Origin of the sequence: Granulicella arctica (genome assembly GCF_025685605.1) — a bacterium.
Lineage (GTDB): Bacteria > Acidobacteriota > Terriglobia > Terriglobales > Acidobacteriaceae > Edaphobacter > Edaphobacter arcticus.
In genome coordinates this window covers 58,625-79,807 of record NZ_JAGTUT010000002.1, presented here as the reverse complement: position 1 = coordinate 79,807, position 21,183 = coordinate 58,625, and the positions used below count along the sequence as shown (strand labels likewise).

10 protein-coding genes are annotated in these 21,183 nt (G+C 56.9%); 7 read left to right on the top strand and 3 right to left on the bottom strand.

Annotation, left to right across the window (positions count from 1 at the left end; genetic code table 11):
* Positions 1-67 precede the first annotated feature (67 nt).
* Together OHL20_RS20300 and OHL20_RS20295 are read right to left on the bottom strand one after the other, a co-directional pair.
* Entirely contained in the window at positions 68-3,586 is a 3,519-nt protein-coding gene (locus OHL20_RS20300) for a TonB-dependent receptor (protein ID WP_263385125.1), read from the bottom strand.
* 563 nt (positions 3,587-4,149) lie between these two features.
* Complete coding sequence (locus OHL20_RS20295) at positions 4,150-7,332, bottom strand: carboxypeptidase-like regulatory domain-containing protein (protein WP_263385124.1); 3,183 nt, start codon at positions 7,330-7,332, stop codon at positions 4,150-4,152.
* Between the two features lie 578 nt (positions 7,333-7,910).
* On the opposite strand from OHL20_RS20295, the gene cysD reads away from it, so the two are divergent.
* Genes cysD through OHL20_RS20275 form a run of 4 tightly spaced genes read left to right on the top strand, consistent with a single transcriptional unit; the run spans position 7,911 to position 12,012 of the window.
* Positions 7,911-8,822, top strand: a complete 912-nt coding sequence (gene cysD / locus OHL20_RS20290) for a sulfate adenylyltransferase subunit CysD (RefSeq protein ID WP_263385123.1) — start codon at positions 7,911-7,913, stop codon at positions 8,820-8,822.
* Positions 8,822-10,474 carry a sulfate adenylyltransferase subunit CysN gene (cysN, locus tag OHL20_RS20285; protein ID WP_263385122.1) on the top strand — a complete coding sequence of 551 codons (1,653 nt, stop codon included), beginning with the start codon at positions 8,822-8,824 and terminating at the stop codon, positions 10,472-10,474. Before cysD ends, cysN begins: the two co-directional genes overlap by 1 nt.
* Complete coding sequence (locus tag OHL20_RS20280) at positions 10,471-11,217, top strand: phosphoadenylyl-sulfate reductase (RefSeq protein WP_263385121.1); 747 nt, start codon at positions 10,471-10,473, stop codon at positions 11,215-11,217. Before cysN ends, OHL20_RS20280 begins: the two co-directional genes overlap by 4 nt.
* A 30-nt stretch (positions 11,218-11,247) precedes the next feature.
* Positions 11,248-12,012 (top strand): sulfite exporter TauE/SafE family protein, encoded by a 765-nt coding sequence (locus tag OHL20_RS20275; RefSeq protein ID WP_263385120.1) that lies wholly within the window; start codon positions 11,248-11,250, stop codon positions 12,010-12,012.
* A 5-nt stretch (positions 12,013-12,017) separates the two neighbouring features.
* On the opposite strand, the gene OHL20_RS20270 is transcribed toward OHL20_RS20275, so the two are convergent.
* Positions 12,018-15,437, bottom strand: a complete 3,420-nt coding sequence (locus OHL20_RS20270; RefSeq protein WP_263385119.1) for a TonB-dependent receptor — start codon at positions 15,435-15,437, stop codon at positions 12,018-12,020.
* Positions 15,438-15,750: 313 nt separating this feature from the next.
* Here OHL20_RS20270 and OHL20_RS20265 point away from each other — a divergent pair, with 313 nt between their 5' ends.
* The 3 genes from OHL20_RS20265 to OHL20_RS20255 all read left to right on the top strand — a co-directional run bounded on the left by OHL20_RS20265 (position 15,751) and on the right by OHL20_RS20255 (position 21,087).
* Positions 15,751-16,185 carry a thioredoxin domain-containing protein gene (locus OHL20_RS20265; RefSeq protein ID WP_263385118.1) on the top strand — a complete coding sequence of 145 codons (435 nt, stop codon included), beginning with the start codon at positions 15,751-15,753 and terminating at the stop codon, positions 16,183-16,185.
* A 755-nt stretch (positions 16,186-16,940) separates the two neighbouring features.
* A complete protein-coding gene (locus tag OHL20_RS20260) occupies positions 16,941-18,284 on the top strand; it encodes a carbohydrate porin (protein ID WP_263385117.1) in 1,344 nt (447 codons plus the stop codon).
* A gap of 403 nt (positions 18,285-18,687) precedes the next feature.
* The gene (locus OHL20_RS20255) at positions 18,688-21,087 is read left to right on the top strand and encodes an alpha-amylase family protein (protein ID WP_263385116.1); all 2,400 of its coding nucleotides are present in this window, start codon (positions 18,688-18,690) and stop codon (positions 21,085-21,087) included.
* Positions 21,088-21,183 lie beyond the last annotated feature (96 nt).

The window sequence follows — 21,183 nt, the reverse complement described above, 5'->3', positions numbered from 1 at the left end:
AAAGGCTAGTAGGCGGAGATACGAAATGTTTCAGTATTTCCGCCTAGTTGCTATGACTTATAGCAGATTAAAATAGTAGCTTCAGCGAGAGTTGTATCTGACGTGGAAAGTTCTGCTCGGTAGAGCCGATCGTTCCGTATCCAGACCAGGCTCCGGGTTGGGTTGGGTCACCTACGCTGGTGTTTCGCGAGGGTGCCTGCTCCGGACCGCCGGTGTTGGGCCCGCCGAAGATGGGGGTGTTGGTCGCGTTGAAGGCCTCTCCTTTGAACTGCAGGTTCATTCCTTCGCGAACGTGGAACTTCTTCTCAAGTCCAAAGGCTGTCTGCTGGCCGGATGGATTACGAACACTGGTCGTGAGTGGCTTCTGGGTCACGGCGGTGTACTCGGGAAAGGTGGTGAAGCAATTATTTTCTGTGTTGTTCAGGTAGCTCTTGTAACTACGTTTCGCGGGGCGAATGTTGTAGCTTCCGCCGCAGGTGTAGATGTCGTTGTTTGGGAAGCCGCTTGGTGTTCCACCGTTGTTAGTGAAGATCCATTCGAACTGCCAATCGTTGATGACCGCTCCGAGAACGCCGTGTGCGTTGCTCGCGAGCATGCCTCCTCTCCCGACAGGCAGACCGTAGAGGCCGCTGAAGGCGAAGTTCCAGGGTTGATCAGTACCATCGACGCCGTAGTAGGGACTGGCGTCGACGAGGCTGGCTCCGTTGTTGTTGAGATAACCGGTGGCCGACATCAGGCGCGACCACGTGAAGGAGCCAAGGAAACTAAGACCCTTACTGAGACCTCCGTTACCGCTGAACCGCTTCTCGAGCTTCGCAAGCATGGAGTTGTAGTTACTGTACCCGGCAGAGGCCGTGTACTCGTAGAGATTGCCATCGTACTGCGGGTAGGGAACCTTGAGGAACTTCGCCTGGATAGTGGGATTTTGGCCGAGCGAAACGGTGTTCGGAAGGATTCCATAGAAGGGATTGGTGACCTGCTGATCGAGGTAGTTTGGATCGTCATGACCTTTCTGGAAATCTCCGGGTGTGAGGCCGTTGAGTTGTTTTGACGCGCGCAGACGGAAGGTATGCGCTCCAAGGTAGACGAGGTCGGCGACGATGCCGTACGGCAGTTGAGTCTGGAAGCCGATGGTGTATTGCTGGACAATCGGTATCTTGCGATCACGCTGGTCGATGCCGAAGCCTGTACCGTTGAGCGTGGCTGCGCCCTGCGAGGTGCCGGGTGGAACGATGTAGCCGTTCGGATAGGGCGTGCCGCTGCGGAAGGCAGTTGCAGGGTGCAGACCGCCATCTGGTGAGGAGTTATAGTTTGTATTCTGGCTGAAAGCCGATGCGCCGCCAAGCTCAATGCCGAGGGCCTTTGAGAGCGTGTAGCCGCCATGAAAGACCATAGTTCGGTTGGGGCTATAGGAGAGGCCGATCTTTGGTTGGAAGTAGCCGGTGTTGTTGTCGTAGGCAGAGAGGCTATCGCTGGCAAACTGCACCGCTCCCAGGATCGGCATGCCGAGCTGGGTACCGATTGGATTCGGGCAGGTGAGGCAGACGCCAGCCAGGAGCCTGTTATGTCGTTCTCGCGGCGAACGCTCCTCGTCCCATCGCAGACCGGCGTTGACGGCGAGCTTACCCGTGACCTTGAAGTCATCCTGGGCGAAGAAGCCGAAGTAGTCGTAGGACTCATACGGTGCGAAGGAGTATTGCACGCTGCCGCCATTCGCATAGCCCATCAGGGTCTCTGCGATGGAGGAGCCATCCTTGTTCGACTGGAAGGGGTTCTGCTGCGTGAAGCCAGTGCCGAAGGTGAAGACCCCGTTCGGCTGGCCGACGCCGCCGGTCACGTCGTGGTAGAGCGAGAACTCTCCGCCGTAGTGGAGGGTGTGTTTGCCAATGGTCTGGGTGACGGAAGGGCCCAGATCATACGTTTCGAAGATGTTGGGATCGCCTGTGTTGCCAATGATGTTGGGGAAGTTGTCATTGATCTGGATCTCGGGCGCGTAGTCGTGGGTCGTGGTGGGGAGTTGCGGCATGCTCAGCCCTAGATCTGCGGCCGTCAGTGTCGCCTGACCTGCAGCGACGGATCCGTCCGGTCCGAGGGTGTAGTACCGGTTGAAGGAGAGGCGAACGTCTGCCACGAGTCTGCTGGAGAAAGTGTGGGTGAGATCCAGCACCTGGGTGATGCTCGAGCGATAGTTATCGATGTTGCCCTGAATGGCAGGACCGGTAAGTCCGTTTGAGTTGCGATTCTCATGCCCGGCCCACCATGCGAAGATGCCATAGAGCTTTGTGCGGTCGCTAAAGTTATAGTCGACACGTGCGATTGGCATGTTGTAGCGGTAGGTGTCTTTCCCGTTGAACACGTAGTTGTTGGTGTAACCAGGACGATTTGGCGCAGGGAAGAGCTTAAGTATGTTTACGCCGATGGGGCTGATGCGCGAAGCTGGGATGGTGTTATTCACGAAGGCTGTTCGTGTGTATTGACTGCAACCGCCGGCGGTCGGGACTGCACATGCGGTGGTGTTCGGATCGTAGATCTGGGTCTTGCTGACGGCAGCTAGGTAATTGGTCAGATTGACGCTTCCGTCGGGGCCGGGCAGCAGGTCGGAGGTTGGCACAGTGGTGACGACTCCAGCTGGAAGCACCTCGCGCCAACCCTCATAGCTGAAAAAGAAAAAGGCATTGTGCTTCAGAAACGGTCCACCTACGGAACCGCCAAACTGATGCTGGTTGTGATAGGGCTTGGTTGCGCCTTGCTGATCGAGTTGATAAGTATTTGCGTCCAAGGCTGAGTTGCGCCAGAAATCATAAAGCGTGCCGTGAAAATGAGGTGTGCCGTTCTTGAGAATGGTGTTGATGGCGCCGCCGCCAACACGCCCGTACTGGGCGTCGAAGGTTATAGTCATGACCTTGAATTCAGCGACAGCATCAATGCTCGGTGAGAAGTTCCAGGTTCCCGAGGCTCCTCCACCTTGTTGTGAGATGGGTGCTCCGTTGAGAAGGAATTGGTTGTAACTGCCCGGTTGGCCGGTGATTGAATAAGCGTTTGAGGTGTCCCATGCGCGGGTTCCGGAGTAGCCGCCAGCGCCGAACTGTGTCTGCGTGAACTTTACACCGGGTGTTAGGGCGAGCAGCGAGTACACCTGGCGACCGTTCAGCGGAAGATTCTGTACCTCCTCCGGATCCATGACGGTGCCGCCGGAAGCATCTGTAGTTGCAAGCTGGACCTCGTCGGTGGACACGGTAATTGTGTCTGACATACCGCCTGCGGTGAGTTTGATGGGCAAGTCAAGCTTCTGAGCTACATCGAGGATGAGACCTGTGCGTACTTCATGTCGAAACCCCTTGGCTTGAACGGACAGGGTGTAGGTGCCGGGCTGAACGAAGGGAATGACGAAGTAACCCTTGGTGTCCGTGATAATTTTGTATCTCTGCTGGTCGCTGGCTGCTTCAACTGAAGCGCCGCCTACGGTATAGCCTTTTTGGTCGGTGATGGTGCCTTGAATCGTTCCGCGATATTCCTGGGCCCGAAGTGCGAGCGGTGCAAAAAGGAGCGCACCACCAAAGATCACTGCTTCTAGAAATCTCTTCACGTAGCCTCCAAAATGATGCGTCAGCAATGAGTCGTGAACGGCAGAAGCATGCAGTGGATCAAGTGAAGATTGACGGTCGGCTAAGTTGGCGACCTTTTGGAAACGTTTTCAAGTTCGTCGAGAATGTTTCATAGTACCCATCGGGGTGTCAAGGAATGAGTTACTAAAGGTCAGACATAAGAGGTTCAATCGTTTCAGCCAGTGGAGTTGATTCATCAGTGGCACGGCATTCGGTCCGGACGTACAGCGCTTACGTCGAATCCTGCGATTGACAATTTTCAGCAAGGCAACAAGGCTGCACGCACCTCTCTACAGGTCCTCTTGGGTTCTCCTCGCGCAACTCAACCTCGTTTCGACTGGAGGCCGACGTTCCTCAAGGCAAGGCTGTTATGGAGGGAAGGTGAAGACGAGCACCCGCATGGATTTAGATATTTTGAACTGGCGCAGAATATCGCGAGAGGTATCTCGAAGTGTTTTGAAACAGCTGACAAAGGCTTCAGCGGTCTGACGTTGTGCTGCTTATCACCATGCTGCTTTGTGGATGATCGTATGGCTGAATTGGGCTAGAAGAGTAGCTTCAAAGCCAATTGAATCTGGCGGCTGGTTGCGGCTGCGGTGACTACGCCTGCGGTTGGGCTTCGAACGATTGGGGCTGTCTGTGCGGCTGCGTTTCCCTGCGTGGGGCCGCTAGTGAAGACAACTTCGTTCGGTGTCTGCAGATTGGTGTGATTGAGGACATTAAAGAATTCGGCGCGGAATTCCAGGCGGGCTCGGTCATTGAGCTGTGTGCTTTTGAGCAGGGAGAGATCCCAGTCCGTGTAGCCTGGGCCGGTGAGGGTGTCGCGGCCTAGATTGCCGACTGTGCCGTAGGCAGGCGCGGTGAAGGCTGCGGGCGAGAAGAACTGTGCGACGCGAGTGGCGGTATTCCCCTGCGTGTACAGGTTGGCCTTGAAGTCAGGGTTGAGATTGGGTCGAACGGGGTTGCGCGTATCCCCGGACCCGGTGGGGTTATAGCCAAGCTGCGGACTGAACGGGAAGCCGGATTGCAGGGCGGCGATGGTGCTGAGACTCCATCCCCCGATGACACGATCCACCTGGGCAGGAGCGGATGCGAAGAGGAGTTGACCTTTGCCGACGGGGAGCTTGTAGGTTGCGTTGATGGCGGCGAGGTGGCGGATGTCCGTGGCGGCTCGGCCGTAGTCCAGGGACGGGTTTGCAGGGTAGGAGACAAAGGCTGGGGTGTTCGCCGAGACGCTGGTGTTCCAGGCTGAGCCGTCGTCCAGGTTCTTGGCGTAGGTATAGTTCGCGCGGAATTGCAGGTTACGTGAGAGGCTGCGACGAAGGTCGATCTCAAGTGCGTTGTAGCTGCTCGAACCACCGGAGGTCCACGAGGTTGTGTTGGCGACGAGCGGGTTGGCCTTGATGATCGAAGGATAGTAGACGGTGCCGGTCGCGGTGCCGGTTGGGCAGGCCGTGGTGGGTGAGCAAACAACAGCGGCGGGCTCATTCTGATCTTCGGAGAGGATCTGGTGATAGCCGTGAGAGCCGACGTAAGCGACGGTGAGCGAGGTGACGGAACCTAGTTGCTGTTCGATGGCGAGATTGTAGGAGATGACTGTCGGGGTCGCCAGGTCCGTTTGCACGTTGGAGGGGGAGATAAGGCCGGGGGCGCCGATTGTCGGTGTGGCGATGGGTACGTTCGCGTAGGTGAGGGTGGTGTTGTAGGGCGCGGCCTGATCTAGCCGGTAGTTGAGGTTATCAAGGAGGGAATGGTGGAGGCCGACACTTGCATGCAGGGAGGTCTTGCCGTTGCCGAAGACGTTCCAGGCTAATCCGACGCGGGGTTCGGGGAGGAACTTTGCACGATTGTTCGAAAGGGCAGAGGAGCCGACGGTGGGACTGGTGTTGATGATGCCGTTGGTGAAGCCGTATTGCGAGGCGCGGCCGCGAGCTTCGTTCCAGCCGTTGGTGGATTCGAAGCGGATGCCGCCGCGAACTTCGAGTCGTGGCGTGGGAAGCCAGATGTCTTCGATGTAGGCGGCACCCATGAAGCTATGCCAGTTGAGCGGCGTGGGATTAGGAACAATGGTGAAGGTCTTTACCGTGCCTTGCAGGAAGGTTGCGAGGGAGGCGAAGGAGGCCTGACCATCCTGATTTTGTGCGAGATTGTCGTTCGATTGAAGCGCCTGGAGCCATACGCCGGCTTCGATCTGGTGGTGTGATTTTGAGTAGAAGACGTGGTCGTCGAGGGTGTAGAGATTACGGGTTGTGGCGTTGTTCGAGCCGACGTTGCCACCAGCGCCTGTAAGCTGCGACGAGCCGTTCGAGGCTGTAGAGCCAGCGATGACAATGGCGCCGGTGGGCTTGCCTGTGATGAAGCCGGGAACGTTGGCCTGGATGGAAGAAGGCACATTGCCGAGGAAAAAGAAGCTGGCTCGCGAATACCCGATTCGGGCGGTGTTGAGGAGGCTGGCAGAGAAGACGTGCTGTTCCTGAACGCTGATGACCTGTTCGCGGAGCGACTCATTGATGAGTGAGAACGGGTTCTGTGTGGGCGTGTTGGCTGTCGAATCGTCGGCTGTATAGACGGCGAAGAGGAGGTCGCGTGCGCTCAGGTTGGCGTCGAAGCGAGCGGTGCCGAAGTCTTCGCGGATGTGCTGCGTGGGGCTGGAGAATGCTTCGGCGATGCCGCCGCCCAACTCGGGGCCATTCTGTACCGGCCAGAGTGCGAGGTATGGTTTGACAGAAGCTACGGCGGCGGCGCGTGAGGCATTGTCGGGAACGAGGGTGACGTCACTGATGCCGAGGTTCTGGCGGTAGCTTTCGTAGTTGCCGAAGAGAAATAGTTTGTTGTGGCGGATGGGACCGCCGAGGGATGCGCCGTAGTTATTGCGTTGAAACTCAGGGATGCGCGCCTGGTCGAAGTAGTTTCGGGCGTCGAAGAAGGAGTTGCGCAGGAACTCGTATCCGGACCCATGGATCTTGTTCGTGCCGGAGGCGGTGACGATGGAGATCTGCGCGCCTTGACGCTTGCCGTAGCTCGCAGAGTAGGTGTCACTGACCACGTTGAACTCGCGGACGGCGTCGATGCCGAGGAGCTGTCCGCTGGTGCCACCGGGAGTTACATTGATCAACGAGGCGCCCGTGTACTCGATGCCGTTGAGGAGAAAGACATTGTCCTGTGGGCGGCGGCCGGAGACGGCAAACATGTTTCCTACGGAGGAGTTAGATGTTCCGATTGAGCCGCTTCGTTGGGCTGTGTAGTTGACCGTCGCCGGGTTGAGCATGATGAGTTGATCGTAGGATCGACCATTCAGGGGAAGATTCTTCACCTGACGCTCGTCGACGAGACCTGAGGTCTGCTGGGTGGACAGGTTTACGACTGATGGCGTGTCCTGAACGGTGACCTGCTCGGCGACATTGCCGAGGTGAAGGGTGATGTCGACGCGTGTGGCCTGGCCGACGGTAAGGGAGATGCCGGTCTGGGTCTGCTGTGCGAAGCCTTCGCTGCTGACGATGACGGTATATACGCCTACTGGAATCGAAGGTGCGGCGTAAGCTCCGGCGGCGTCGGAGACGAGGTGGCGCTCGCCGCCGGTCTCCTGATTTCTGATGGTGATCTGGGCCTTGGGGAGGACGGCACCTGCTGAGTCGAGGACTCGACCGCTGATGGTTCCGCCGACGATTTGTGCGTAGGAACAGGTGGCTGTAAGAAGGACGGCAAAGACAGCAGCGCAACGAAACATGGGAAGATTCTCCAGCAATGAGAGGAATAAGTAGATGCGTTGGGAAGGAACTGAAGGTGGGTGCGATGGCTGGGAAATCTAACTACAACAACAAGGGCTCGATGCTTCAAGGAAAGAAGCTGTGGTGACGCCTTGCCGGAGTTTGGTCAAGTATGGGGATTGCATGGATAGGTGGGTACGTGTGTAGCTCCTGACAGGCGGGTTACTGTCGAGGATGGAGAAACTAACTGCGAGGGCAGCGAATGGAGAGACCTGCTTCACAACAACAACAGCCGTGAGCGGCATCGTGGAAGGTCTGAACCATAGAGAAAATATTAGCACAGGGAAAGATTTCTACTTAGTGGCTGAGTGACGCGACGTCGAGGATTGGGCCTGCTGCGCTTGCTGCTCTACCGGGCTTTTGTTAGTCTCTAGTTAGACATGTGCCTCCCACGCCAGCTCCGTTGTTGTTGTCCACACAATGTTGAGTCGGCGTGTACCTTGTTGCGCTAGTCCCCTTAGCTATTTTTTCAACAAATCAAGCCTTAGTCCAGCATCCTGGGACAGGTTTCATCTCCTAACTACGAACGGATGTTTTTATGGCTGCTTCTGCACCGGCGCTCACGCATCTTCAGCTTCTGGAAGCTGAGAGTATTCACATTCTGCGGGAGGTTGCGTCCGAGTTCGAACGTCCTGTGATGCTCTACTCTATTGGAAAAGATTCGTCTGTGATGCTTCGCCTTGCGCAGAAGGCGTTCTATCCTGCGGCGATTCCATTTCCCTTGCTTCACATCGATACCGGATTCAAGTTTCGCGAGATGATCGAGTTTCGTGATCGCATGGCCGCCGAGGTTGGAGCGGAGTTGCTGGTGTGGCGGAACGAGGCTGCGATTGCTGGAGGGACGAATCCCATTGCGCTTGATACGAAGCGCTGCTGTGGACTGCTGAAGACCCAGGCGTTGCTCGATGGGCTGAACCACTACGGCTTTACGGCTGCGTTTGGCGGGGCTCGGCGCGATGAAGAGAAGTCGCGAGCGAAGGAGCGCATCTACTCTTTTCGCGACAAGGCTGGGCAGTGGGACCCGAAGAATCAGCGTCCTGAGCTTTGGAATCTTTATAACTCGCGGATTCATCCGGGTGAATCGATTCGTGTCTTCCCGCTGTCAAATTGGACAGAGATGGATGTGTGGCAATACATCCTGCAGGAGAACATTCCTATCGTTGATCTTTACTTTGCCAAAGAGCGACCAATGTATGTGCGTGGTGATTCATTGCAGCCGATCGAACAGAGCTTCGTAGGGATGCTGGGAGAAAAGCCGCAGATGGTGCGCAGTCGTTTGCGTTCGCTAGGCTGCAGTCCATGCACAGGGGCGATTCGATCGGATGCGGATACGCTTCCTAAGATCATTACGGAGCTGCTTTCGTTTCGTACGTCGGAGCGGGCGAATCGTGCGATCGATCACGATCAGGAAGGTTCGATGGAACTCAAGAAGCGCGAGGGCTACTTCTAATGGCGAGTCCTGAAACTCTACTTGAACTTGAAGTGTCTGCACCGCTCGCTTCTCGGGATGAGGTTGATGAGCCTCTGCGCGATCTTCTTCGCTTCTCGACTGCGGGCTCCGTGGATGATGGCAAATCGACTCTGATTGGGCGGCTTCTTTACGACACGCAAAACGTTTATGACGATCAGGTGCGCTCCATTGAGGGGAAGGGGACGACCGGGGTCGGTGTTCTTGATCTGGCGCTGCTTACCGATGGTCTGCGTGCGGAGCGGGAGCAGGGGATCACGATCGATGTGGCATATCGCTACTTCTCTACGGAGCGACGCAAGTTCATCATTGCGGATACACCTGGGCATGAGCAGTACACCCGCAATATGGCGACGGGTGCGTCGACAGCATCGCTTGCCGTTGTGCTTGTCGATGCGCGCAAGGGAGTGCTGATCCAGTCTCGGCGTCATGCCTGCATTGCGGCTCTGCTTGGGGTTCGGCACATACTTGTCGCGGTTAACAAGATGGATCTTGTCGACTACGCCGAGCAGGTTTTTAACGATATCCGCGCGGAGTTTACCGCGTTTATGGACCAGCTAGGCGAACTGCGGCCGCCGCATCTCTACTTCGTTCCAGTGAGTGCGCTTGCCGGGGATAACGTTGTGCGAATCACGGGCGCGATGCCTTGGTACGAAGGACCTTCACTGCTTCAGCTTTTGGAGAGTGTACCTGCGGCGGAGGCTGGAATTACGGATCCTTTTCGGCTGGCGGTGCAGCGGGTACTCCGACCGGATCAGGACTTTCGTGGCTTTGCGGGACAGATTGCCGCGGGCACCATTCGCCCGGGCGATGCGGTGATGGTACTACCGTCGCGGCGGGTCAGCACCGTTCGCAGCGTCGTCACGTTTGATGGTGACCTGGCAGAAGCATGCGCGCCTCAATCGATTACGCTGACGCTTGCAGACGAGTTGGATATCAGCAGAGGCGATCTGCTTGTATCGCCTGAATCACCGGCGACGACGACCAGCCGCTTTAGTGCGTCCGTTGTGTGGATGGATGAGCAGCCACTCGATCTGACGCGGCGCTATCTGTTGAAGCATACGAGCCGTACGGTGCAGGCGCGTGTTGTGGCGGTTGTCCATCGGCTCGATGTCGCTACGCTCGAACAGCAGGCGGCGGTTACGCTGCAGCTGAACGGCATCGGGTTGGTCGAGATCGAGTCGGTGCAACCACTCAGCGTGGATCGATACGCGACGAATCGGGTGACTGGGAGCTTTGTGCTCATAGACCCTGTGAGCAACACGACCGTTGCTGCTGGGATGATTCGCGAGGTAGATCTGGACAAGGAGCCGCGGACGACGCCGGTCTCTGCTGAGGAACGCATTACGCGCTGGGGTCATGCGGGTGCTCATGTTCACATTACCGGATCGGGTGAGAGTGCGGATGCGGTTGAGCGCGCGTTGTTTGCTCGTGGCGCGTTTGTGGTTCGACCTGCATCGTTCGAGATCGGTCTGATCTCGGCGCTTAGGGAAGCTGGAGCGTTGGTGCTCACGCATGTTCCATCGTCTGTGAGCACGATTGCTGTCGGCGATGCAGAGGTGGAAGCTGCCGGAACTGAAGCTTCACTTCGTTTTCTTGAAGCCCAGGGCGTTCTGCGAGGAGACCTTAAATGATTTCAGAGACTCAGCCTTCGGTAGTTCCGGCTTCAGAACCTCGCGCGATCCTTGAGGCTCCTTTACTGGAACGACTTCAGCATGTGCAGACGCTACTCGAGGATGAGCTTAGTGTTGAGATAGGTGCAGAAGATGCCTGTCTTACCTGCAGCTTTCAGGCTGAGGACGTTCTTCTGCTTCATCTGGTGCGTGAGTTGCGCCCTGAGATTCCTGTCCTCTTCCTCGACACTGGCTATCACTTCGCCGAGACTTACGCCTATCGCGACCGTATTGCTACGGATTGGAAGTTGAACCTGATCAATCTTGTTCCTGCGCAAAGCGTTCCCGAGCAGGAGGTTGAGCATGGGCTTCTGCACCAAATTGCGCCGGATCGCTGTTGTGCTCTGCGGAAGGTCGAACCGCTGTTTGCGGCTGTTGCGAAGTACAAGGTCTGGCTTACGGGCCTGCGCAGAGAACAGGCTAGGAGCAGGGCAGCTCTTGAAGAGGTCGCTGACTTCACGCTGCCGAGTGGGATCGTTGTTCGCAAGCTCAGTCCCTTTGCCGATTGGACGACGCGTGATGTGTGGCAGCTTTGCAGTCGTTACAGCATTCCGCTGCTACCGCTCTACGACGTTGGCTACTCTAGCATCGGTTGCGAGCCATGTACCTCCATCCCGACCGATCCTAACGATCCTCGATCCGGGCGCTGGGCGGGCCGCAAGGTCGAATGTGGTATTCACATCCAGGCCGCGCCGAACGGCTGACCTGATGGCAGCTTCACAGAATCGAGACTCATGGAATATGTCATTGGATTCATCATCGCCGTCTTTATCGCTCTTACGGGAGTTGGAGCCGGCACCATCACGACGCCGCTGCTGATCCTGTTCCTCGGCGTGCCAGCGTCTGTCGCCGTGGGCACGGGGTTGATGTTTTCCGCCGCGGTGAAGCTGGTTCTGGTGCCGTCGCAGATCGCGCGTAAGCAGGTGTCATGGCGAGTGCTTGGATTTATGGTGTTGGGTGGTCTGCCGGGAGTGCTCATCGGCTCGCTTGTGCTGCGTCATCTGGACATCCACGGTCCTCAACTGGTTCTCAATGGTTTGCTCGGTGGAGTGCTGGTGTTTACGGCTCTCTGGCAGATCTTCTTTTCGTTTCGTCCGGCTCGGATTGAAGGTGAGCGGAAAGATCGTAGCCGCCTACTGCCGTTCCTGATGTTCCCGGTGGGTGCAGAGGTAGGCTTTTCGTCTGCGGGTGCGGGTGCGCTGGGCTCTGCTGCCTTGCTTGGGCTAACGCCACTGACACCCGCGCAGGTTGTCGGCACGGATATTGTGTTTGGGTTTGTGCTCTCGATTGTAGGTAGCGGGGCGCATGGATTCTTTCATGGAACCAGCACGCTCCTTCTTCAGCATCTGGTCATCGGCGGCTTCTTCGGAGTTGTTCTCGGGACTATCGCTGCTAAGTGGATTCCCAAACGTCCTCTGCGATTCGCCCTCTGGATCTGGCTCTTCATCATTGGCACGCAGTTTATCTACACCAACGTCTATGCTGCCACGCGTCACTAAACAGGCTAGTAAGCGACCTTCAACGAAAACTGGATCTGCCGAGAGCTTCCTGCGGTTCGGTTGATGAGGCCGAAGCCTGAGCCGAGGATCGTGTTGGACGGAAGCCCCATGTTCACGATGTTGAAGATGTTGAAGAACTCGGCGCGGAACTGGACGTTGACCAGTTCGCTGCCAGACTTACGCTTGCCAACTGGAGTGTCTTTCGCCAGGGACATGTCGAAGTTGTAGAAGGCGGGACCGCGAAAGGTGTTGCGCCCAAGGGTGCCAAAGCGTCCTAGATTCGGGCCGGTGCCCCCCGCGATTCCGATAGGTATAGAAAAGAAGGTGCCATTGCTATCGCCGCGCCCGAAGTAGTCTTCATGTCGTGCGCGCGCTGTCGAAAGGGTGGGCTGCGCGATCTGGTCTGGGCGGTCTGCATTCGCTGATCCTGCTCCAGTTTGCTGGATGCCGGAGTAGACGGTGAAGGGCGTTCCGCTGCTGATGCTGGAGATGCTGATGAGCTGCCAGCCTTCTGTCGCCTTGCGGTTGATCTCATCGAGGAAGGGGAGCTTCTGGATGGGGAGTTCCTGCGTGAGACTGAGCGAGAAGGAATGGGTGGCGTCGAAGGTGGATGGGCCGCGTTCGGAGTGGGTGTCGAAGGGATTCTGCGGAGCGGCTTGAGCGATTGCGCCTACGGTGCTGGTTGCGGAGGTTCCGGCTACTGTGCTGGTGTCGTCGATTGACTTCGACCAGGTGTAGCTTGCCTGCATGCCGGGGCCCCCGTGCGGAGTTTGCCCGGCGGCGGATAGCTGGAGAGCGTGGTAGCTGGAGTGCGAGGTCGGCGTGATCTCACTTTCGGTGCCGAAGCCGCCAACGGGAGCGCCGCTTGCGTTGAACTGCGTGAAGCGCGCGAAGGCTGCGGTGGCTCCGGGGTAGGCGTTCGGGAAGGAGTTACGGGCGAGCTTGTAGGCCGTGGTGCCGACGTAGTTTGCGGATGCGGTGACATTGCCGATGGAGCGCTCGAGACCGAGCGACCATGTGGCCAGCATGGCGTTGCCGAAACCTCGGCTGATGGCGCTTACGTTAAGCGGCGAGGGCTGCCCGGAGAGCGAGGCGATGTCTCGTTCGAGGCGGTCGATATCGAGGACGGTGTTCGCGGGAACATCGTTCGATCGTCCGCTGGCGAAGATGTCTACGCCGGCGGGGGTATAGACGCGTGGCAGTTGCGCTGGGGTGATCTGAAAGCCGTAGGGGATTTGTGCGCCGACGGCTGCGGTGACGCGGGGGTAGACGACGAAGGGCAATGCGCCGGTGAGCTGGTTATCCTGCCAGATGTTTGGGGGGATGGTGGTGAGACCTGCACCTGCGTGCCCGCGGAAGCGATCGGAGAAGCGATAGTCAACTTGAACGCGTGGACCCCAGTTATTCATCTCTTTCTTGTAGCCGGGCTGCGGATTGACGAGAAACTGCTGTCCTCCGTTGGGCGCGGGATAGAAGCCGGAGGTCTTGCGGGCGCGATCGGAGATGGCGGTGTAGAGCTCGTAGCGGAGGCCGTAGTTGAGTACGATGCGGTCGGTGACCTTCCAGGCGTCCTGTATATAGGCTGCGAAGCCGCTGCGATTATCCGAGGCGGGGCCGATGTTCTCTCCGTTGGAAAAGTAGGAGGGTGCCACGGCGCGGGTGTAGGCGAAGGGGCTTCCGGAGAGGAGCGCGGAGAGAGTATCGGGCAGGGGATCGCCGATGTGGACGTCGTGCGTTCCGCTCTGCGACTTGATCTCGGTGCGGGCGTAGGCCGTGCCTCCGCCGAAGTCGTACTCGCCGTTGGGAGAGATGCCGAAGTAGGTTGAGTCGCGGTTCAGGCGGGTCTCGAATCCGACTTTGAGGGCGTGGTTTGCCGTGGTGAAGGAGACATTCTCCCGACCGTGGAAGAGGTTGCCGAAGGCGCGCGTGACGGAGCCGCCGGGAGCGTTGAAGGGCTCGAAGAGTGCGTCGTTGAACTTGATGGCGGGATCGGTCTGGTTGGTGGTGGGGAAGGATGGCGTGGTGCGCGTGGCGCTGATGGAGGTCTCGAAGGTGAAGCGCGGGGAGGCAGTGTGGATCCAGGTGACGACACCGTTACGCTGCCGGTCGACATACTCAACACCGAAGCTTGGGTCAATTGCAGTCTGGTCAGGGTTGGTTATGGGACCGTCCAAATTGTCGAAGGTGATGCGGCCGAAGAGATGATCCTTCGTCCCAAGCTGGTAGTCCAGCCGGAGCGAGAACTGATCAGCGTTAGTGGTGACCTTTGAGGAGGTGGCATAGGTGTTTGCGCCGAAGGTGCCCGACGGAAGATTTGGCAGGGGATAACGGGCGAGGACCTTGGCGATGGCCGAGTCGACGGGTACGGTGAGGAGGTCGCCGGCGTAGGCGGTTGTGTCCATACCGACCCGCTGTTGCATGGTCGGTACGGCGAAGACCTGGGTGGTGCCGAGCACCTGCCGGAAGCCCTGATACTCCACGAAGTAGAAGGCCTTGCCGCGACCGTTATAGAGGTGGGGAAGTATGATCGGACCGCCGTTGGTGAAGCCGAACTCATTTCGTTTGAAGGGCGGGATGCGGCCGGGACTTGCGGGTGAGGGATGGTCGAAGTAGTTGCGGGCGTCGAGCGAGGAGTTCCTGAGGAATTCGAAGACGGAGCCGTGAATGCTGTCTGTGCCGGAGCGAGTAAGGATGTTGGTGAAGCCTGAGGCTCCGCGGCCGATCTCTGCGGGCATGACGCCGGAGAGGGATTGTAGCTCGAGGACGGCGTCCACGTTGAGGTTGGTGAAGGTGCCCCCGCCCAGCTCCGGATCGCTGCTGTCCGCTCCATCGAGGGCGAAGACCGCTTCGACTCCGCGCTGGCCGTTGATGGCGAACTGCTGCGTAAAATTAGAGGCTCCGCTTGAATCGGCTGCTGTACCAGCTGCGAGCAGGAGCAGTTGGCTGAAGTCGCGTTTGTTGAGGGGGATCTCACTTACGGCCTTGCTGGTCAATTGCTCGCCACCTACAGCGGCTTTCTCCTCTTCTGCTCCGACGATCAACGTGCCATCAGCCTGGAGCATAAGGATGACCGACGCCGCCTGTGCAGGGATCTTGATCGTGGTGGGCGTGCGATAGGTGCGGCCATTTGCTTCGACAGTCAGTGAGTAGGTCTTCGACAAAAGTGAGTTGAAGACGAAAGCTCCATCGAGTGTAGTCGTCGCTGTCTTATGCTCGTTACCAGCATTCAAAGCTATCGTTGCTTGCGCAATCTGGTGAGCCGGAGCATCTTCAACAACTCCTCTCCATGCGGGGGCGGGTGTCTGACCTGACAAGGAAGCGATGCCGGCTGACGTGGCGATCGCAACCAAAGCCCCGTGTGAGGCCAACCGGAGTGCTATGGCAAAACGGTTGAAATCAAACCGGCTCAGAAATATGACGGTCAAAATGTCTCCCTGACAAGCTGCTCTCTTGCTGCGATTCTTGTAACTAGATTCGGCGTCTGCGAGCTTTCAGACTGAACATCGTCGTGCTTTCCAGGCTGGTTTTAGTTGCAGATCGCAAACACTAATAAGATGAAAGAGTTTTTCTGAAAGGTCTCTCGGTCGGAAAGGTATGTCACTTCGCGATTCTGCGACCAACCGAGTATGCAACAACCGGTAAGAAGGTGGCAAGATAGGGGATAGGTTCAACGAAACAGTCCTCTGGTCCTGCGCAACATCTAATATTTGCAACGTAAATCGCACAAAGAGGCATCCTGTGTCAGTAATCAGAACATGTACGCATTGCAAACAAAAGAACCGTATTCCTGCGAAGCATCTGAGCAGCACCGGCCGCTGCGGGGCCTGCAAGAAGCCGCTTCTTCCCCTAGCCGAGCCGCTTGCTGCCGATTCTTTGATGTTTGACGACATCGTGCAGCATGCAACGGTGCCGATTCTTATCGACTTCTGGGCGGAATGGTGTGGACCTTGTCGGACCGCTGCTCCGGAGGTGGCACGCGCTGCTGCCAACATGGCCGGTCGGGCGATCGTGCTGAAGGTGGATACGGAGGCGAATCCTCAACTGTCCGCTCGCTTTCAGGTCCGCAGCATCCCAAACTTCGTCGTGCTTTCAGGGGGCCGTACTATCGTTCAACAGCCAGGGCTTGTCGGTCACGAGCAGATGGAAGCGTGGCTCCGGTCGGCTTCGGGATAACACCTTTGTGGTATTCACGTGGACAGGTAAGATTGAACTCATGGTGCATTGATCACCAGACTCTGCTCATCCCCTCGCCAGGATATCTGTAGCGATTGACTCCGGGATTTTCACTGCAGCCATCCAACAAGGAGCGTTTTCACCGTTCCTCACCTCTCGTATGGCAAACGGACTGTGGATCGAAGGCTGTTCTCAGTCATCCACAACTAGCGATCTGCTTCGGCTGCTTCGTCGAAAGATGTGGCAACCTTCGTGTGCGCCCACTGCTGAGCCCACGCTTTGTTTACATATCTTCCAACAACTCGAGATGAAGCAGCATGCCCTCGAAACCCATCCGTAATCTTCCTGTGTTGTCTGTTTGGTAAGTTATACGGGACCAACCCAGATCCAAGCTTATCTAAATCACTGCCGAAAGTAGAGCCAGGATGAACATCGCTTCTCGCATTGCCCAATTTCTCGAAAGGGAAAGGAGCCTCCTCCTTCGGTTGAGGCTTGTTGTTGCGGTTCTCGGGAGTAGCCTAATCCTTCCTTTCAGTTCGGTTGCCCAAGTTCAGACAACTATTGCGCTCCCAGACGCTCCGCTTGCACGTTTTCCATTGGCAGCCGAGCGCTTCCTGGATGAGGATCAGGCACTTACTGCAGCTTTGCTGCCACTTGATTTCATGCGATCTACACGGCGACCGCTCGATAGCGCCGATGCCACTTTTCAGGACACATCGTTTGATCCCGAGTCTTCCGATGAACAGCCGACCTTCATGAGATATCTCTCGAAACGTGGCCGTCACGATACGAAGAATGAGCGCTGGAACGCTTACGGGCAATTCACTTACATCTACGCGTGGAAAAAGGCTTTCAAAGCCCCGTACACAAATGCTAACGGCAGCACGAACTCACTTCTTCCGAATGCGGAACAAAGCTTCACCGGAACTGCAACGTTATACGTAGGGGCGAGTCTCTGGAAGGGTGCTGAGGTCTATTTTGTCCCTGAACTCATCTCCGAGCGTCCGTTGTCGAACCTGAAGGGTCTTGGCGGCGCAATCCAGGACTTCGAACTTCAGAAAGGTGGAGCAGAGGCTCCAACCCTCTATCGATCGCGTTCGTACCTTCGTCAAACCTTTGAATTCGGAGGAGATTCAGTCCAGGCGGAGTCCGGCCAACAACAGTTGGGGAAGACGTACAGAAGCAGGCGACTGGTCATCGAAGCAGGTAATTTCAGCATTTTAGATTTCTTCGATAAGAACTCCTTTGGAATCGATCCACGTCAGGGTCTGTTCAATCTGGCCTTCTTGACCAACGCCGCTTACGACTTCGCCTCCGACGCGCGCGGCTATTCCTGGGGCGCTGTGACGGAGCTATTTCTGGACAAATGGTCGGTGCGGTATGGGCGCATCACCCCTCCAAAAGATCCCAACCAGTTGTCCATCGACTTCAGGTTGTTCAAGTACTACGGCGATCAGATCGAGTTTCAGCACGATCACAACGTACACGGCCGCGACGGAAGTCTGCGCGTCCTGGCGTATCGAAATCACGAGAATATAGGTCGATTCAGCGACGCTATCGCGGCGTTTCAGTCAGATCCGTTCAAAAATGCAACGACTTGTACCAGTTTCAATTATGGATCCGGTAACGACACCGCTCCAGATTTGTGTTGGGCTCGCAAGCCAAATGCAAAGAAGGGAATTGGTGTCTTTGGCGAGCAGTACGTTGCAAAAGATATCGGTGTATTTGGACGCGGGATGTATTCGGACGGCAAGACTGAGGTAGATGCTTACACGTCAACAGATCGGTCCATTGCTTTTGGGGTGCTGGCCAAGGGTTCTCTTTGGAAGCGGCCTAGAGATGTTACTGGTACGGCTATGAACTTTGGCTGGATCTCGGGAGAGCATGCAGACTATCTGCGGCTTGGCGGTATCGATGGCTTCGTCGGCGATGGACACCTCTCACCGGCACCCGAAACAGCGCTGGATGTCTTCTACAGTGTCAACTATCACAAGTCCTACTGGCTTTCAGGAGACTATCAACATGTAACTAATCCTGCCTTCAACTCTGATCGCGGGCCAGTGAATCTCTTCAGCGTTCGGGTACATGGAGAGTTTTAGACGAAGGATCTCCAATCGAGTCCAGCAACCTAGATGGCAGGCGCGATCAAAGCTTTCTTAGGTGTGCGTGGATGGCGCCTGCTTCAACATCTGGAGGGTAGATGCAGAATTGCTCGTTCGCGATCAAAGTAGCGAAAGATAGTTAGGGTCACGGCATGGGGGGTCTGCCCCAACCTTAGCTCGAATGATCTTTACCAAATTGTCCTGTACATGGTCCCATCCGCACGCTAGTAGCGGAACTACGCCAAGGCAAGCGGTATCCCACTCACCAAGCGCATCGGATTATAGGGTGCATGGCTGGAAGTTAGACGCTCACTATTCCGGCTATCGATTCTCTCATGCAGAGCGATAGAGCTGAAACGATTCTAGGCAAAGCTGAATGTTCGGTAGATGATGGGTGGTCATGAAAGCGAAGAGCGAAGAAGTCGTCGTCAAGTCGTTGAAGAAAAACATCGAGATGGAGTCACGACGGGATTTTCTCAGGATGACAGCGGCAGCCTCGATGACAGTTAGCGTGCGGGGACTTTTGCCGGGGGAGACCTGTGGCCAGAGGTCACGAAGTACCGCAGGGCCCTGGTATAAGCGGACACATCGATGGGGACAGATCAACTTAAACGAAGAAGACCCGCTTCACTATGACCTGCAATGGTGGCGGAGCTACTGGAGACGCACGCAGGTTCAAGGTCTGGTGATAAACGCCGGAGGCATTGTGGCCTTCTACCCCAGCAAGGATCCACTGCATCACCAGGCAAAATTATTGAATGGCGGCGATCTCTATGGGGATCTCGTAAGAGCGGCTCGCGCTGATGGGCTCACTGTCTTCGCCCGCATGGATTGCGGAAGCGCATTTGAGCCATTCTACAAAGCGCATCCGGACTGGTTTGCGATGACTGCGGAAGGCAAGCCTTACGTGTCCGGCGGTCGGGCAGGTGATCCGACCGTGGGTACAGCACCGGCAGAAGGTGACGATGTAGCACTTTATACAACGTGCATTAACGGTCCGTACTACGAGGAATACATCCCCAAAATCCTGCGGGAGATTATCGCCCACGAGAAGCCCGACGGGTTTACGGATAACCACTGGGCGGGCCAGGGTCGAGAGAGCATGTGTTACTGCGTCAACTGCAAGACTAAATTCAGACAGGCCAGTGGAGAGGAACTACCGCTTCGGAAGGACTGGAATAATCCGGTGTACCGGAGGTGGATCGAGTGGAGCCACAAACGACGCTTGGAGACCTGGGATCTGTTCACCAGTACGACCAAAGCTGCGGGAGGTGCCGACTGTATTTGGAGCGGCATGTTAAGTGGCAACTTTGTTCAGGCCGCCAGCACCTTTCGGGACATGAAAGAACTTTGCGAGCGGGCTGACATCATCATGATGGACCAGCAGGGGCGCGCCAGTAGCGGCTTCGGACCGCCAGGCACCGGCCTGAACGGGGGATTCCAAGAAAATGGTGACACCGGCAAGCGAGTCCACGGACTTGGCGGCTGGGACAAGATTGCACCGGAGAGCATGGCGACCTACGGGCCACGAAAGGCGGCGCGGCCCATTCCCGAAGTCCGCATGTGGATGGTGGACGGCGTAGCGGGCGGCATCGCACCATGGTGGCATCATGTGGGCGGCTACCAGGATGATCGGCGCCAGTTCCGGGTCATGGAACCGTTCTTCCGATGGTATGCAGAACATGAACAATACCTGATCAACCGAGAACCGATTGCCACGGTCGGCGTCGTGTATTCGGAGCGCAACTTCGAGTGGTACGGTCGAGATGACGGTGATGCCCTGGCGCTTGCGCCATACAACGGCATGATTCAAGCATTGATCCGTGCCCGCATACCGTACCTTGCAGTTCACGCCGACAACATAGATCGCGACGCAAGCAAGGTCTCGCTGCTGGTTCTTCCAAACCTCGCAGCCATGTCCAACTCACAGGTGGAAGCGGTGCGAAGTTTTGTCAGAAAAGGAGGATCACTGGTCGCTACCGACGAAACCAGCCTCTATGACCAGTATGGCGACCGGCGGCCAGACTTTGCCCTGGGCGATGTCTTCGGAGCGAAGTACACAGGAAAGCAGGACGGCCCGCATAGGGTATCCGGGCTGGACCACAGCTATCTGCGGCTGACGCCCGACGTCGGACAGGATGTCGACGGCCCAAGCCACGGCGACGAACCTGCCACCTCAGCAGCCCGCCACCCAGTGTTGAAGGGCTTCGAAGGCACCAATATTCTGACGTTCGGGGGCATCCTTCACGAGGTCAAGCCAGCGCAGGACGCGACCGTGCTATTAACCTTTGTCCCGGCATTTCCGGTGTACCCGCCGGAGAACTCCTGGATGCGCACGCCACGCACCAGCGTCCCCGGCTTGATTATTCGAGAGCAGGGAAACGCCAGAATCGTCTACCTGCCCACCGACATCGATCGTCGCTACGAACAGGAAAACATTCCCGACCATGGTGACTTGCTTGGCAACGTAGTCCGCTGGGCCGCGAAAGGTGCTATTCCACTTGAGGTCAAAGGCCCTGGCTTGATCGACTGTCATCTCTATCGCCAGCACGACCGTCTCATTCTGCACCTAGTTAACCTGACAAGCGCAGGCACATGGCGAACTCCTGTTGAGGAACTTATTCCGGTTGGTCCCTTTGTGGTGCGAATAAAGCTGCCTTCAAGGGTGACCTGCAAACGGCTGCTTCTCACGGTATCGAAAGAAATAACACTGCTGCAACATCAACAGGACGGCTGGGTCCAGTTCGGTGTCAAATCTGTCCTCGACCACGAGGTGGTGGTGGTAGAACATGACTCTTGAAACTTTGAGTTGCTGGAAAGCAAACTTCGGAAGAATTTCGATGCTGACTGGTCAGTCAGCGAGTCTCTAAAAACGCCGGATGCAGATCACACGAAT

Bases quoted from the DNA above. Each gene is read 5' to 3' on its own strand.
- OHL20_RS20295 (WP_263385124.1), bottom strand. From the start codon at position 7,332: ATGTTTCGTTGCGCTGCTGTCTTTGCCGTCCTTCTTACAGCCACCTGT.
- cysD (WP_263385123.1), top strand. From the start codon at position 7,911: ATGGCTGCTTCTGCACCGGCGCTCACGCATCTTCAGCTTCTGGAAGCT.
- cysN (WP_263385122.1), top strand. From the start codon at position 8,822: ATGGCGAGTCCTGAAACTCTACTTGAACTTGAAGTGTCTGCACCGCTC.
- OHL20_RS20280 (WP_263385121.1), top strand. From the start codon at position 10,471: ATGATTTCAGAGACTCAGCCTTCGGTAGTTCCGGCTTCAGAACCTCGC.
- OHL20_RS20275 (WP_263385120.1), top strand. From the start codon at position 11,248: ATGGAATATGTCATTGGATTCATCATCGCCGTCTTTATCGCTCTTACG.
- OHL20_RS20260 (WP_263385117.1), top strand. From the start codon at position 16,941: ATGAGATATCTCTCGAAACGTGGCCGTCACGATACGAAGAATGAGCGC.
- OHL20_RS20255 (WP_263385116.1), top strand. From the start codon at position 18,688: ATGAAAGCGAAGAGCGAAGAAGTCGTCGTCAAGTCGTTGAAGAAAAAC.